Source organism: uncultured Paraglaciecola sp., assembly GCF_913020055.1.
In the GTDB taxonomy this organism is placed as follows: Bacteria; Pseudomonadota; Gammaproteobacteria; order Enterobacterales; family Alteromonadaceae; genus Paraglaciecola.
This window is the reverse complement of the sequence record NZ_CAJWCF010000027.1, coordinates 1-13,679: the sequence shown is the minus strand read 5'-3', so window position 1 is coordinate 13,679 and position 13,679 is coordinate 1. Positions and strand designations below refer to the sequence as shown.

Here is a 13,679-nt window from a genome sequence, read left to right as displayed (position 1 = left end):
GGTTAATCGTTAAATATTTTCTCTTTACCCATTTGTAATGTTCTGGTGGCTAGTTGTACTTCTTTTAAAAAAGTGAGTAGGGCAAAAATCAATAAAAACAGTGCAATAACAAACAGTGTGACAATCAATTGACTCAAATCAAACATCAATAGATCACCCAAAAACAAGAGCACTACAACAGCGCAAACAAATAAGGCTGAGGCGGTACATAAACCAATTGAGCGGTTGATCAATTTGATTCTACGCCATATATTTTTTAACTCGTTTTCTGACTGTTCTAAAAACTCTGGGTTTTTAATGGTAGAAACACGCCGCTCCATAATACGTGCTCTATCAACGATCCGCCCTAAACGCCCAGACATTACATTTAAAAAACCAGCAATACCGGTCAACATAAAGATAGGCGCCACCACAATTTGGATGACCTGAGCGAGATCGTTAACAGAGGTTGACATAGTTAAGTCCTTATAGGGGCTGTTTATCTTTCATATATACTCGAGACTGAGGTCATTTAATTGTATACCGAGGCGTTTTCCTTGAAGTTTAGTATTCTAAACGAAAGGTAAACAACGAAGGTAGGCGAATAAATGTCCCAGCCCGAAGGGTTTTCCTCAAAACGCCCTCACTCAGCGTTAAAATCTGTTTATTTGGGTGGCCAAACTTCACAGGTTTTGCCTTGATTGAGTACATTTTGAGGATAATCTCGGGGACATATGAAAGATAAACAGCCCCTTAATTATTCGACGATTTCGGTTTCTTCATCGTCAGCTACTTTTACTGCCCATAAGTCGTATTCGTTACTATGAATGACTTGTGCCCAAATAATATCCCCAGGCTCTACATCAAATTCATCAGTTAAATGCACATTGCCATCAATCTCAGGTGCATCGGCATAACAACGGCCAACCGCGCCTTCTGGTGTGACCTCATCAATAATCACTTGATACTCTAAGCCAATTTTTTCTTTTAGCTTAGCAGTGCTGATCAGTGATTGTTTTTGCATAAAGCGGTCGTAACGTTGTTGTTTGATATCTTCGCTTACCGGATCGGGCAAGTCGTTGGCTTTTGCGCCATCTACATCTGAATATTTAAAACAACCTACACGGTCGAGTTGGGCTTCATCTAAAAAGTCTAACAACATCTGAAAATCTTCTTCAGTTTCACCGGGGAAACCCACAATAAAGGTCGAACGAATAACGATATTCGGACACACCTCACGCCATGCATTGATACGCGCCATAGTGCGCTCGGCAGCAGCAGGACGTTTCATTAGTTTAAGAATACGCGGGCTGGCATGTTGAAAAGGAATATCCAAATAAGGCAAAATTTTACCTTCAGCCATCAGTGGCATAATTTTGTCTACTGAAGGGTAGGGGTAAACATAATGCAGTCGCACCCAAATACCCATTTCACCGAGCTTTTCACACAAAGATTTCATGTCGGTTTTCACCGGCATACCATCCCAAAAATCAGTTTTGCTTTTGACGTCTACGCCATACGCACTGGTATCTTGAGAAATAACCAATAACTCTTTTACCCCAGCATTTTTCAAACGTTTTGCTTCGTCTAAAATGCTACCAATAGGACGGCTGACTAAGTCGCCACGCATAGACGGGATGATACAAAAGGTGCACCTATGGTTACAGCCTTCAGATATTTTCAAATAGGCATAATGCCTAGGCGTAAGCTTTACGCCAATATCTGGCACTAAGTTTAAATAAGGATTATGTTCAGGTTGCGGTAAATGTTCATGTACCTGATTCACCACTTCTTCATAGGCATGGGGGCCAGTAATAGCTAATACATTTGGATGTACTTCACGAATTTCATCTTCTTTAATACCCAAACAACCTGTAACTATCACTTTACCGTTTTCGGCCAACGCTTCACCAATAGTATCCAAAGACTCCTGCACCGCCGAATCAATAAAGCCACAAGTGTTCACAATCACTAAATCAGAATCGTTATAAGTAGGCACTACGTCGTAACCTTCAGTGCGCAGCTGAGTTAAAATACGCTCTGAGTCGACTAAATTCTTAGGGCAGCCCAAGCTGACAAAGCCAATTTTAGTACCATTGGTTTTTTGTACAGGCGAGTCTTCTAAAATTTTGACTGGCGTTTCTAAGGTGGTGGTTTTGTTTGGGGTAAATTGTTCTACTGTCATGGTGGTATCTTAAGCAAGGTAATTACGGCGATTATACGATAGTTTTGCTGCTAGACGAATCTTAAATATTCAGTAACAAGTGTGATTGATATTGACTGTAGTACCTTGTAGCTCTAAGTAGCTTTACATTGGTCATATTTTGAATGAGGTTACGCACTTGACAGCAAAGGTTATTGACTAGCTATCTACCGTGACTTTATCCACATTTACCGGGGTATATGCCTGAATATCAAAGGAAAACACTGCCGCTGAAAATAACAGATGTTTTTTTAATCTGTCATCGTGAAATTCAATCATCCAGTTTACCTTCCATTTTCATGTCTAATAACCCACTTATCTGACATACCAAATAATCTGCGAACACAATCTGTTTGAAAAATGATTGCACACACTAAGATGGATTTTAAGAGGGGAAGTGGTTTTTGTGGTTAAATTAATGACCCAAATAAAATATTGCTTTTTCTTTAACGGCAACTCGATGGTAAACCTATAACACTAGTTCCGTTGATTAAAACAGGTAATAGAATGAAATTGTTTGGATTTATTCTAATCGCATTGGTTTTTAGCTCTACACTTTCTGCAGAAGAAATCACGACCGAGGAAATAATAAAAATGTTACAACAGGGCGGTTACATTCTTTATGTTCGTCATGGAGCAACTGATCTTAGCCAAGCCGATAGTGACTTCTCCGATTTACGAAACTGCAACAAACAACGGAATTTATCAGAGCAAGGTATTAAGGACTCACGAAAATTAGGCGAAGCGATTCGAAAATTTAATATTCAGGTTGATAGGGTTATTTCGAGTCCGTATTGCAGATGTGTTGATACCGCAATCTTTGCATTCAACAAAGTTGAAATTGATAATCAACTTAGGGCTATTCTTAATGAAAATGCCGAAGTGACACAGAAATTAATTGATAGTTTGTCGGTAAAATTAAAAGCACTTCCGCCCCCTGGCTCAAATACTGTTCTAGTCTCACACACCGCGAATCTTCGAGAAGTAACTAACATATGGCCAAAACCGGAAGGTGTAGTGCATATTTTTAAGCCAAGTGGTGATAATTACCAACATATTGGTAGAATAACGCCGGTTCAATGGCAGCAACATTTAACACAAGATAAGTAGTACGGATATTGTATGTCTCTTAAGTGGAAGTTTATGTTTGCGCCAATTATGGCGCTATTTACTATTCTTATTCTAATTGGAATTTTTTATTACATCATCGATAAACAAAGCGACATTCTTGAATATTCACAAACAGAGCAACAAGCAACTTCCTACAGATACACATCCATTGCTAATCAATTAGCGATTAATCACACCGATATATTTTCACTTCTGCGAGATGCCCCAAAAATTAATGACGAAGGCATATTCTATGATCTAGGTCGGAGTTATTTGCTTAAAATTCATCGTATTGAGTCACAATTTGCTGAAACCAACTTAGAAGGGGCTATTCCTCAGGCGATTAAAGATAAATTGATTCAATATCGAGCAACGACCGCGAATGTAATTCTTACCGCTTCAGTCGATTTAGATCTGGCGTTTGGCATCATGAACGATTCAACGACTATGTTTAATCAGCTTAATAATCAATTGCTTACTTTAAGTGAAAACACCCAAAAAACAATTCAATCGACTATGGTTCTGAAACGAGAAGAGTTAAAAAAAGAAGCCAACCTGTTTATTGTATTTGCCTTGTTGCTGATTATTATTTCAACCAGCATCAGTATTTTGTTTTCATCACAGCTGTCAAAGAAACTGCGATATTTAATTGGTTATCTGCGGAAAATATTGGTCAAAAGTGAGTTGGGCGAGAAAAAAATTGACGTTGAAAACAACGAAATACAAACACTGAGCTTGGTTGCTGAACAAGTTAAAGAAGCAATTAAACAACTGGAATTAGAAGTTAGTAGCCGTATAAAAGCCGAAGAAAGTGCACTCCAGCTCAATAACGAATTAGAAAGTCGGGTAGCAAGCAGAACTGAGGATTTACAGAAGAGCAATGATGATCTTATTAGCGCTTTGGAAGAACTTAAGCAGACGCAGAAAAAGTTAATTGAGAACGATAAAATGGCGGCGTTAGGCGGACTGGTTGCCGGTATAGCACATGAGCTCAATACGCCCATTGGCACAGCATTAATGAGCATCACTGTAATTCAACACAAAATTAAAGATATCCTGCGTGATTTAGCTGAAGACAACTTAACCAAACGAAAACTAACAGATGGATTAGTTGCCATTGATGAAAGTTACTCGATTTCACTCACAAGTGTGCAACGAGCAGCAGAACAAATCAGAAGTTTTAAACTGGTGGCAGTCGACACCACTGTCGATGAAATACGACAAGTGAATTTAAAATCCTATCTGGAAGACATTCTAATGTCGCTAAAACCACGGATTAAAAAAGCCGGGCACAATATTATTGTCAATTGTCCCACACAAACCGTTATAAACAGTTATCCCGGCGCGCTTATTCAAATTTCCACCAACTTGATCATGAATAGTTTGACTCATGCTTTTGCCAATAATAGTGAGGGAACCATAAAAATTGTGGTGACTGAATTAGATAATCATGTACAACTTTTATACTGCGACAATGGAAAAGGAATCTCTAGCGACATTAAAAAGTGATATTCGAACCTTTCTTTACTACTAATCGACAGGCGGGAGGCAGCGACCTCGGCACGCATATCATTTATAATTTAGTCACCCAGCAATTGAAGGGTGAAATTACAATTGTAGATAACACCGGACTCGGTCTGTGTTTTAGTATTTCCGTGCCTAAGCTCAATCATTAGATTGTTGAGTCCCATTAAGTTAGCCAATTGTTTGCCGACTCAGTTAATATCTACCTTAAATCAATCATTGAGAGCATAAATGAACTTAGATAAGTCACAAAAACGTATTAGTAAACGAGTGAAACGAGGGTTTCATGGTTACCCGATGATTAGTATTCAATATTTTGGTCCTAGTGAAGCAATAGCTACAAAAGTTGAAGTAGGTTTTATCGAACAAGAAAATGCCGAGCCTATGTTAGAAACCTTTAATAGCGAAACGGATATTCGTCAGGATAAGACGGTACAAACGACTATCATTAAAATCATCGACAGGGTGGATGCGAAAACGGTCACTCTGGACGATAGCGTTAATATAAAATCTTGATAAGATCAGTTTGGCGGGTTCTTAGGTTTTGTAAGCTGCTAAACGGAACATCACACCAAGCAAAAAAATTGCGAACACTGAAGTGTTCGCACATTTAAGGTTTTTTTGGCAGGTTACTCTTGCAAACATATTTCAGTGAATTACAACTGCAATGCCTTTTCAATATCATTCATCAAAGCTTCATCTGTAGGTTTGACTGCAGAAGCGTAAGCATTAACAATATTGCCATTTTTATCCATTAAGTACTTAAAGAAGTTCCACTTTGGCGCTTGCCCAGATTTATTGGCTAGCATTCGATACAGTGGGTCGACGTCTTCGCCTTTCACCGACATCGCCTCAAACATGGGAAATTTAACCCCGTAAGTTAATCGGCATATTTGTCCTGTTTTGACTTCACTTTTGTCCTCTTGGTTGAAGTCATGAGAAGGGAAGCCTAGGACCACAAACCCTTTATCGTTATATTGGCTATACAAGGCTTCAAGACCTTCAAACTGAGGAGTAAAGCCACAGTAACTGGCTGTATTCACAAATAGGATTGTTTTACCGTGATAAGCCTCACACATATTAACTGTATCTTGGGAGTTAAGTTTACGTTTTACAAACTTGAGCAAATCTGGACAGTCGCTTGCATTGGCACTTATTGACGTAACCGACAGTAATGCAACGGTAACCAGTATCTTAGCCTTGGTTAAAAATTTCATGATTTTGTGCCTTATTTCATTAGACCAATAATAATAGCGGATTGTATTGGCGTTTAATTAGTGTGGTTGTGTATTTACCTTAGTACTTAGTGATTAAAGCCGCCTAATGGATCACTTTCAATTATTTATTAGGCAATAAAAAGCCGGCAAAAGCCGGCTTAAAAAATCTAACTAAATGGGCACAAATTAAAAACGTTTTTTAACTGTCACACCAAAAGTAGTAGGCTCAGCCATATACGCATTCAACTTACCTGTTTGTAGTGGTGCGTTGAAGTTAGTGCGGTTAATGTATTCTTCGTCAAGAAGGTTACGGGCCCAAACTACTACATCCATATCCATGTCTTCAAAGTTCATGAAGAGTCTTAGGTTAACGATGTTATATGCATCTTGAATAGCATAAGGGTCGTTACTGCCATCAAGGATAATTTCGCTTGTATGGCTGAAATCACCTTGTATGTAACTATATATATCATCGGCTAACTCGAAGTCTTTTTTCACACTGATTACAGCATAGTTCTTCGGCTCGCCACCTGGTCTGTCGCCTGAACGATCACAGAACTGGTCAGTTGCATTTTGGCGACCTGGATCGTCAATGCCAGTATGGAATGTATAAGCTACCCAGCAATTTCCTCCTGTGAACGTCTTATATTCAGCGTCCACAAATGCCCAAGCTAAGTTCACTTCAAGGTCGTCCATAGGTACCCAAGTCGCTTCAACTTCGAAGCCAGAAATTTCATAATCTCCAGCGTTTTGCAAGTTAAAACCATTACCTGTAAAGGTATTCGCTTGGAAATCTTCAACTGTGGTGTAGTGAGCTGCTGCATTTATACGTAAATCATAATCGCGTAAGTCTTTCTTAATACCAAGTTCGAAAGATTCAGATGTTTCAGCATCAAACAAAGGCGCAAAACCATTTGCAATACGGTCTGTATTTGTTCCACCAGACTTGTAACCTGTACCAAATGAACCATAAACCAACGTATCTCGGTTTGGTTGCCAGCTTAATTTAACGGTACCGGTAATCTGGTCATCAGATAATTCTTCTACAATGTTAGGACGAGCAGCTGTTGTAGCGCCTAATGCATTAAATCCCCAACCTATTGTTTGAAAAGGTCGAATAGCTTCTAAATCAGCAGCTGATGGAGCTTGTCCCGAGAGCAATGCGGCACCAATGTTTTGCAATGCTGCGCCTGCTAAGCCTCCTCCAATTGCTAGCTCTGTAGTATTAGAAAAGAAGGTAGGGAAGTCTTCGCCGCTTGGCAAATTCTCAGTAAACTCAGTGGCTAAGTCTTTTGACTCATCTGTATATCGAATACCGGCTGTTAGAGTTAACTCATCTGTAAACTGATAATCAAACTGTGCGAAAAGTGCGTAACTCTCGTGTTCTTGCGCTGCAACATGATCGAACCCTGTACCTGCTGGCGCAGCTACCGCTGTTGGAGCAATAAATCCGCCTGTTAAGGCGCTTATTTCATCCAACCCTGCAAAAAGTGGGTCAAATGCACCTTCAAATTGAGATAAGAAAAAGGAATTAAACAGTGAATCAGTATAGAGACTGTATTCTAAATCTAATTCTTGGGTGAAGTAGTAGGCACCTAAAATATAATTCACTTTATCGCCTGTGTAATCTAGACGAAGTTCTTGTGAGAATGATTTTTGTGCTGATAGGTTACTTGTTCCAAACAAATCCGCATCGGTAAAATCAGTATCGATATTATCGAAAGATTCAAAGTTACGATAAGCTGAGATAGAGACTAAAGTATAGTTGTCATCAATGTCCCAGTTAAGCTCAGCAGACAAACCTTTGTCTGTCATGGTTGACTCAGGTAAAAACGACAAGGCTACTTCTCTGTCGTAAAACGCATCACCACCTGTGAATACAGTACCGCCTAGACTAGGTAACGCTGCATCTGAGCCAAACGTTCCAGGAAGTTCAAGAGCTTGAACGTTACTTAACTGTACTGGTGCACCACAGCATATCTCATCGATATCGGAATAATCAGCGATAATTCTTAGCGACACATCGTCACCAGGTGTATACAAAGCTTGTAAACGCGCACCCCAGCGATTTCTATCATTCAGGGTATCTTCACCTAAATTCACATCGCTAATTGTGCCGTCTCTTGAACTACTGAAAGCAGTTGCTCTGAAAGCCAATACATCTTCAATGGCCGAGAATGACATGGCGCCAGACAAATTGACTAATCCGTAATTACCAACAGTTGCCTCAACAAAACCATCATCACCGTCATGACTAGGCTTAGCAGTGCTAACTAAGATTGCACCAGAAGGCGTGTTTTTACCAAAAAGTGTACCTTGAGGACCACGTAATACTTCTACTGCTGCCACATCGACTAAGTTATTGATCATTGAGTTTTGACGCGCACGGTATACACCGTCCACATACAAACCTACAGAAGACTCAAGTCCAAAGTTTTGTGATGAAGTCCCTACGCCTCGAATAGAAAAGCTTGAGTTGGTTGCGCTTTGGCTTTGAAAAGCACCTAAACCAGGTACGTTTGTTTGTAAGTCGTACATGTCTTTGATGACCGCTTCAGCCATTTCATCACCGGTAAATGCAGTAACAGAGACGGGTACTTCTTGAAGATTTTGTGCTCTTTTTTGTGCGGTAACAGTGATGGTTTCTAAGCGGCCTTCATCTTCGGCTTCTTGAGCAAAAGACATAGAACTAGATAGTGCAAGTGATAATGCAACTATGCTTGATAGAGCGGAGGGTTTAAAACGTATTGGCAGTGTCTGTTTCATTGTATGTTCTCTTTTTGCTAGCGTCGCTAGTCTATTTTTTGGGTTTTAAAATCGTTTTGGTGAAAATGAATCTTTGTGTTTATTTACAACTTGCAAAAACCCACTCATCAGACCTGTTACTTTATCAATAAAATTAGTTAAAAGTAAACGTTTGGTTTGTTAAATGTTAATAGGCTGGTGGTGTTATAACGGAACATCTAACAATCTTGCCATTTAGCGATGGTTATAATTGCTTCAATCGCGTCTAGATACTTTAGGTTTACTGGGCTAGGTAGAAAAATCCTTATAAAAGTAAAAGCAGTTCTAACCTCACCCAGAAGGAGTGGCAGATACGCTTCCAAATGGGTAAATAGCGAGATGGACTGTTTAATCCTATTAGCCGATATAAATTTACTAAATGTAATTTTATTAAAATAATAAATTCAACTAATAGATCTATTGAGAATACTATCAATAAAGTTAAAAAATTAACGGTGAATACGTGTCTGAGTTCTATTTAGTCCGTCATGGACAAGCTTCATTTGGAGCAAAAAATTACGACAAGTTAAGTGATTTGGGTCATCAACAGGCGCGTTGGTTGGGCGATTATTTTACTTCACGTGACATTTCCTTTTCACAGGCATTTATGGGTGATTTGGTTCGGCATCAAGAAACCACCCAAGGCATTGTCGATGGTTTAGCTCACTCTCCTGAAGTGACTATAGACTCGGGTTTTAACGAATTTAATTTTCAAAATATTGGTAAAAGTTTTTTGGCATTAAATCCACAACATACTTTACCCACAACCCCTAAACCCGCTGATTTTTATCGGTTATTAAAACTAGCCATGTATGCATGGTCTGAGGACTTGTTGCCTGAGTCTGAATTAGATGAGAGCTGGCTAGGATTTAGAAATAGAGTACAACGTTCCCTCAATATTGTTTGCCAACAAGATAGCGATAAGCCTATTTTGATTGTGAGCTCGGGGGGCGCTATATCCATGTTAATGAGCCTGGTTTTAGGATTTGATGCTAAACAGGTGATTGAAATGAACATGCAAGTCCGTAATACCAGTATCAGCCATTTTTACTTCAACAAAAATAATATACGTTTAGCCAGTTTTAATAATGTTCCACATTTAGATAGTCCAGATAGACTGGACTCCATCACCTTTAGCTAAAGGAAATACAAGCATGAATTTTGATTACTCCGACAAATCGCAAAAACTTATTGACCGTTTACAAGCTTTTATGGATGAGCATATTTACCCTGTTGAACAGGAGTATATTGATGCAGTTCATAATAGTGCTGATCGTTGGGCTACGCCTCCCATTATGGAAGAGCTTAAGCAAAAGGCTAAAGATGCAGGTTTATGGAACTTGTTTTTACCAGAAGACTACCTGCCTTATGGAGCAGGCCTAACGAATTTGGAATATGCGCCTTTATGCGAACTTATGGGCCGTGTGATGTGGAGTGGTGAAGTTTTTAACTGTAGCGCGCCTGATACCGGCAATATGGAAGTATTGGCACGTTATGGCTCAGAAGAAGATAAGAAGAAATGGCTAGTGCCATTGTTAGAAGGAGAAATTCGTTCTGCATTTGCTATGACAGAGCCTGCCGTTGCTTCATCAGATGCGACTAATATCGAAACTTCCATTGTGCGCGATGGTGACGAATATGTGATTAATGGGCTTAAGTGGTATACCAGTGGTGCAATGAATGCCAACTGTAAAATTATGGTAGTCATGGGTAAAACTGATACATCTGCCCCTCGTCATCAGCAACAATCACAAATTTTGGTGCCTTTAGATACTAAGGGTGTAACAGTGGTTCGTCCCATGGCCGCGATGGGGCATTTTGATGAACCCATTGGACACGCAGAAGTATCATTCGACAATGTCCGAGTGCCAGCGGCTAATTTATTGGTCGGTGAGGGTGAAGGTTTTGCTATCGCACAAGGTCGTTTAGGGCCGGGTAGAATTCATCATTGTATGCGTTTAATTGGTTGTGCTCAGCGTGCTTTAGACTTGGCTTGTGAACGAGTCGAAACACGTATTGCTTTTGGCCAACCTTTGAGTAAACAGCAGTCTATTCGCGAACGAATTGCGCAAATGCATTGTGATATTGAACAGGCACGTTTGTTAACTTTGAAAGCGGCTGACAGTATGGACAGATACGGCAACAAAGTGAGTCGTGATATTATTGCTGCAATTAAAATTGTGGCACCAAAAATGGCATGTAATGTTATCGACCAAGCTATCCAAATGCATGGCGCTGCAGGTACTAGCCAAGACTTTATTCTGTCTGCCACCTATGCTTATGCTCGTACTATCCGTTTAGCTGATGGTCCTGATGAAGTGCACATGATGCAATTAGGTCGTAATCTAATAAAAGATAAAAATGCCTAATAAACACATGATAGAGAGGAAAATGTTATGACTGATAGAGGCTCAGTTGATCAATTAGACGAGCAGCTTTTGGCAGACTACTTAACCCAGCATGTTGCCGGTTTTGAAGGGCCTGTCACGGCAACTAAATTTGCAGGTGGCCAATCAAACCCCACCTTTAAGTTGCAGACTGCCAATCAGTCTTATGTTTTACGTCGCCAACCTCCGGGTAAGTTACTTAAGTCTGCCCATGCTGTTGACCGAGAATATAAAGTATTGGCCGCACTCGAAAACTCTTCTGTACCAGTGGCCAAGGTTTACCATCTTTGTGAAGACACAAGCCTAATTGGTAGCATGTTTTATATTATGGAATATGTTGAGGGACGAGTTTTTTGGGACAGTGCTTTACCAGAAATTTCCGACAATCAAGTTCGCAGCCAAATGTATCAAAATATGGTTGAGGTCATGGCTGCGTTGCATAGTGTGGACATCGAAAAAGTTGGTTTGAGTGATTACGGTAAGCCCGGTAACTATTACGAACGCCAATTTAGTCGTTGGAGTAAACAATACAAGTTGTCCGAGACCCAAGATATCCCTGAAATGGACCAATTAATTGCCTGGCTCGAAAAACATTTGCCAGAAGATGACGGTAAGATATCCCTAGTACACGGTGATTATCGTATGGACAACTTAATGTTCCATCCATCAGAGCCTAGAATATTGGCTGTATTGGACTGGGAGTTATCTACCTTAGGTCACCCTTATGCGGATTTAGCTTATCAGTGTATGCAATTACGTTTACCTGAAAATGTTGGCAAAGCGACTGGCCTTGGCGGTATTGAAAGGGCACCACTGGGGATCCCAGAAGAGCAAGAATATGTGGATGCTTACTGTAAATTAGTAGGTATCGACAAAATCGACAATTGGAATTTCTATTTAGCCTTTAGTTTTTTCCGCTTGGGCGCTATTGCTCAAGGTGTGGCAAAACGTGCAGAGGACGGCAATGCGTCTAATAAAGAAGCGCAAGCGGTAGGTGCCATTGTTAAACCTTTAGCCCAATACGCGTTAAAACTAACCAAATAGTATAAAAATAAAACCTTTGGTTTTGTTTGAATATCAGACAGTTAATGGAGAATGTAATGAAAGCCATAGTATGTGAAGAATTTGCCCCAGTTGAAAAACTGCAATATAAAGATGTGCCTGATCCGGTGGCTAAAAAAGGCCATGTAGTGGTCGATGTAACAGCATGTGGGGTTAATTTTCCAGATGGATTATTGGTACAAGGTTTGTATCAGATGAAACCTCCTTTTCCTTTTGTACCAGGTAATGAAGTCGCTGGTGTCATCAGCGAGGTAGGCGAGGGTGTTCCTTATCTTAAAGTGGGTATGCGCGTCATAGCTATGGTGATGTTAGGTGGTTACGCTGAAAAAGTGTTATGTCCTGCTTCGCACATTATGCCTATTCCCGATGAAATTCCTGATGAAGAAGCAGCTGCATTAGTAACTGCCCATGCAACAGCTCATCACGCACTTAAACAGCGTGCTCAAATCCAGCCTGGTGAAACGTTATTAGTAACGGGTGCTGCTGGTGGAACTGGCTTAGCTGCGGTGCAAATTGGTAAAGAAATGGGCGCTACTGTTATTGCCGTTTGTTCTACTCAAGAAAAGTTAGATATGGCCAAAGCTAATGGCGCAGACATTCTAATAAACTACACAGAAACCGATTTAAAAACAGCCATTAAAGAAGTGACTGATGGCAAAGGTGTTGATGTGGTTTACGAATGTGTGGGCGGCGATACCTTTCACGCCTGTTCAAGAAGCATGGCTTGGAATGGCAGATTGTTAGTCGTTGGTTTTGCTGGTGGCACTATTCCTGAATTTCCTGTCAACCTAGCATTGGTAAAAGGTTACTCGGTTATGGGGGTCTTTTGGGGCTCATTTACCCAACATCAACCCAAGGATTTTGCCGACAACATGAAAGAGTTATTAAAGTGGTATGTACAAGGTAAAGTCAAAGTGGTGGTTGATGAAGTGGTACCTTTGCAATATGCCAAAGACGCCTTAAATAAGGTTATGAACCGAGAGGTGAAGGGAAAGATGACCTTACGACCTTAACAACTAAAGGTGTCGGTCTTTGATTTTTCAACTTTATAAGACCGGTATTGTGTTTATTGGTGGACGGCCATAGGTCGTCCTACCTAAACAGAGAAATGTTTACATTTATATCTAGATGACTTGTTTTAATACATTCGATTACCCCTCAACAAGTAAATAGGTACTTCAAAAATTCAATCTGCCAACCATTCCATTAAATATTTTTTTACTAGTTACTGAAAAGAACGAACTCACTGACGTCATTTTGAAACACTATATTGATCTTCCCCTAAATCTGTAGACACTTTTTACTTAGAAACCGAAGTAAGGTAAAAAGTGTTATGAATAAAAAATATCCCGATGAATTTAAACAAGAAGCCGTTCGCCAAGTGGTTGAAAAAGGCTATTCCGTTCCTGATGT

Annotated in this window: 11 protein-coding genes; 7 read left to right on the top strand and 4 right to left on the bottom strand. The window is 40.0% G+C overall.

Annotated elements, in window-relative coordinates; all coding sequences use genetic code 11:
• Positions 1–2: 2 nt before the first annotated feature.
• Both QZ488_RS07805 and rimO read right to left on the bottom strand, forming a co-directional pair.
• Entirely contained in the window at positions 3–455 is a 453-nt protein-coding gene (locus QZ488_RS07805; protein ID WP_293747293.1) for a DUF2721 domain-containing protein, read from the bottom strand.
• Positions 456–736: 281 nt separating this feature from the next.
• Positions 737–2,164, bottom strand: a complete 1,428-nt coding sequence (gene rimO, locus QZ488_RS07800; protein WP_293747291.1) for a 30S ribosomal protein S12 methylthiotransferase RimO — start codon at positions 2,162–2,164, stop codon at positions 737–739.
• Positions 2,165–2,689: 525 nt separating this feature from the next.
• Between rimO and QZ488_RS07795 the strand changes: the two genes are divergently transcribed.
• From QZ488_RS07795 to QZ488_RS07785, 3 genes are all read left to right on the top strand, one after another.
• The gene (locus QZ488_RS07795; protein ID WP_293747289.1) at positions 2,690–3,292 is read left to right on the top strand and encodes a histidine phosphatase family protein; all 603 of its coding nucleotides are present in this window, start codon (positions 2,690–2,692) and stop codon (positions 3,290–3,292) included.
• 12 nt (positions 3,293–3,304) lie between these two features.
• Positions 3,305–4,801: a hypothetical protein gene (locus QZ488_RS07790; RefSeq protein WP_293747287.1), complete on the top strand. Its 1,497-nt coding sequence runs from the start codon at positions 3,305–3,307 to the stop codon at positions 4,799–4,801.
• A 246-nt stretch (positions 4,802–5,047) separates the two neighbouring features.
• Positions 5,048–5,332: a hypothetical protein gene (locus tag QZ488_RS07785; protein ID WP_293747285.1), complete on the top strand. Its 285-nt coding sequence runs from the start codon at positions 5,048–5,050 to the stop codon at positions 5,330–5,332.
• Between the two features lie 140 nt (positions 5,333–5,472).
• Here QZ488_RS07785 and QZ488_RS07780 read toward each other — a convergent pair whose 3' ends face one another.
• Both QZ488_RS07780 and QZ488_RS07775 read right to left on the bottom strand, forming a co-directional pair.
• Complete coding sequence (locus QZ488_RS07780) at positions 5,473–6,033, bottom strand: glutathione peroxidase (RefSeq protein ID WP_293747283.1); 561 nt, start codon at positions 6,031–6,033, stop codon at positions 5,473–5,475.
• 186 nt (positions 6,034–6,219) lie between these two features.
• Positions 6,220–8,799, bottom strand: a complete 2,580-nt coding sequence (locus QZ488_RS07775; RefSeq protein WP_293747281.1) for a TonB-dependent receptor — start codon at positions 8,797–8,799, stop codon at positions 6,220–6,222.
• Between the two features lie 481 nt (positions 8,800–9,280).
• Here QZ488_RS07775 and QZ488_RS07770 point away from each other — a divergent pair, with 481 nt between their 5' ends.
• Genes QZ488_RS07770 through QZ488_RS07755 form a run of 4 tightly spaced genes read left to right on the top strand, consistent with a single transcriptional unit; the run spans position 9,281 to position 13,279 of the window.
• A complete protein-coding gene (locus QZ488_RS07770) occupies positions 9,281–9,958 on the top strand; it encodes a histidine phosphatase family protein (RefSeq protein WP_293747279.1) in 678 nt (225 codons plus the stop codon).
• A 13-nt stretch (positions 9,959–9,971) separates the two neighbouring features.
• A complete protein-coding gene (locus QZ488_RS07765; RefSeq protein WP_293747277.1) occupies positions 9,972–11,186 on the top strand; it encodes an acyl-CoA dehydrogenase family protein in 1,215 nt (404 codons plus the stop codon).
• 27 nt (positions 11,187–11,213) lie between these two features.
• Positions 11,214–12,248, top strand: a complete 1,035-nt coding sequence (locus QZ488_RS07760; RefSeq protein WP_293747275.1) for a phosphotransferase — start codon at positions 11,214–11,216, stop codon at positions 12,246–12,248.
• A gap of 56 nt (positions 12,249–12,304) precedes the next feature.
• A complete protein-coding gene (locus QZ488_RS07755; protein ID WP_293747273.1) occupies positions 12,305–13,279 on the top strand; it encodes an NADPH:quinone oxidoreductase family protein in 975 nt (324 codons plus the stop codon).
• Positions 13,280–13,679 lie beyond the last annotated feature (400 nt).

Excerpts from the sequence above, each read along its gene's own strand:
- QZ488_RS07780 (WP_293747283.1), bottom strand. The coding sequence starts at position 6,033 with ATGAAATTTTTAACCAAGGCTAAGATACTGGTTACCGTTGCATTACTG.
- QZ488_RS07775 (WP_293747281.1), bottom strand. The coding sequence starts at position 8,799 with ATGAAACAGACACTGCCAATACGTTTTAAACCCTCCGCTCTATCAAGC.
- QZ488_RS07790 (WP_293747287.1), top strand. The coding sequence starts at position 3,305 with ATGTCTCTTAAGTGGAAGTTTATGTTTGCGCCAATTATGGCGCTATTT.
- QZ488_RS07765 (WP_293747277.1), top strand. The coding sequence starts at position 9,972 with ATGAATTTTGATTACTCCGACAAATCGCAAAAACTTATTGACCGTTTA.
- rimO (WP_293747291.1), bottom strand. The coding sequence starts at position 2,164 with ATGACAGTAGAACAATTTACCCCAAACAAAACCACCACCTTAGAAACG.
- QZ488_RS07755 (WP_293747273.1), top strand. The coding sequence starts at position 12,305 with ATGAAAGCCATAGTATGTGAAGAATTTGCCCCAGTTGAAAAACTGCAA.
- QZ488_RS07785 (WP_293747285.1), top strand. The coding sequence starts at position 5,048 with ATGAACTTAGATAAGTCACAAAAACGTATTAGTAAACGAGTGAAACGA.
- QZ488_RS07760 (WP_293747275.1), top strand. The coding sequence starts at position 11,214 with ATGACTGATAGAGGCTCAGTTGATCAATTAGACGAGCAGCTTTTGGCA.
- QZ488_RS07805 (WP_293747293.1), bottom strand. The coding sequence starts at position 455 with ATGTCAACCTCTGTTAACGATCTCGCTCAGGTCATCCAAATTGTGGTG.
- QZ488_RS07795 (WP_293747289.1), top strand. The coding sequence starts at position 2,690 with ATGAAATTGTTTGGATTTATTCTAATCGCATTGGTTTTTAGCTCTACA.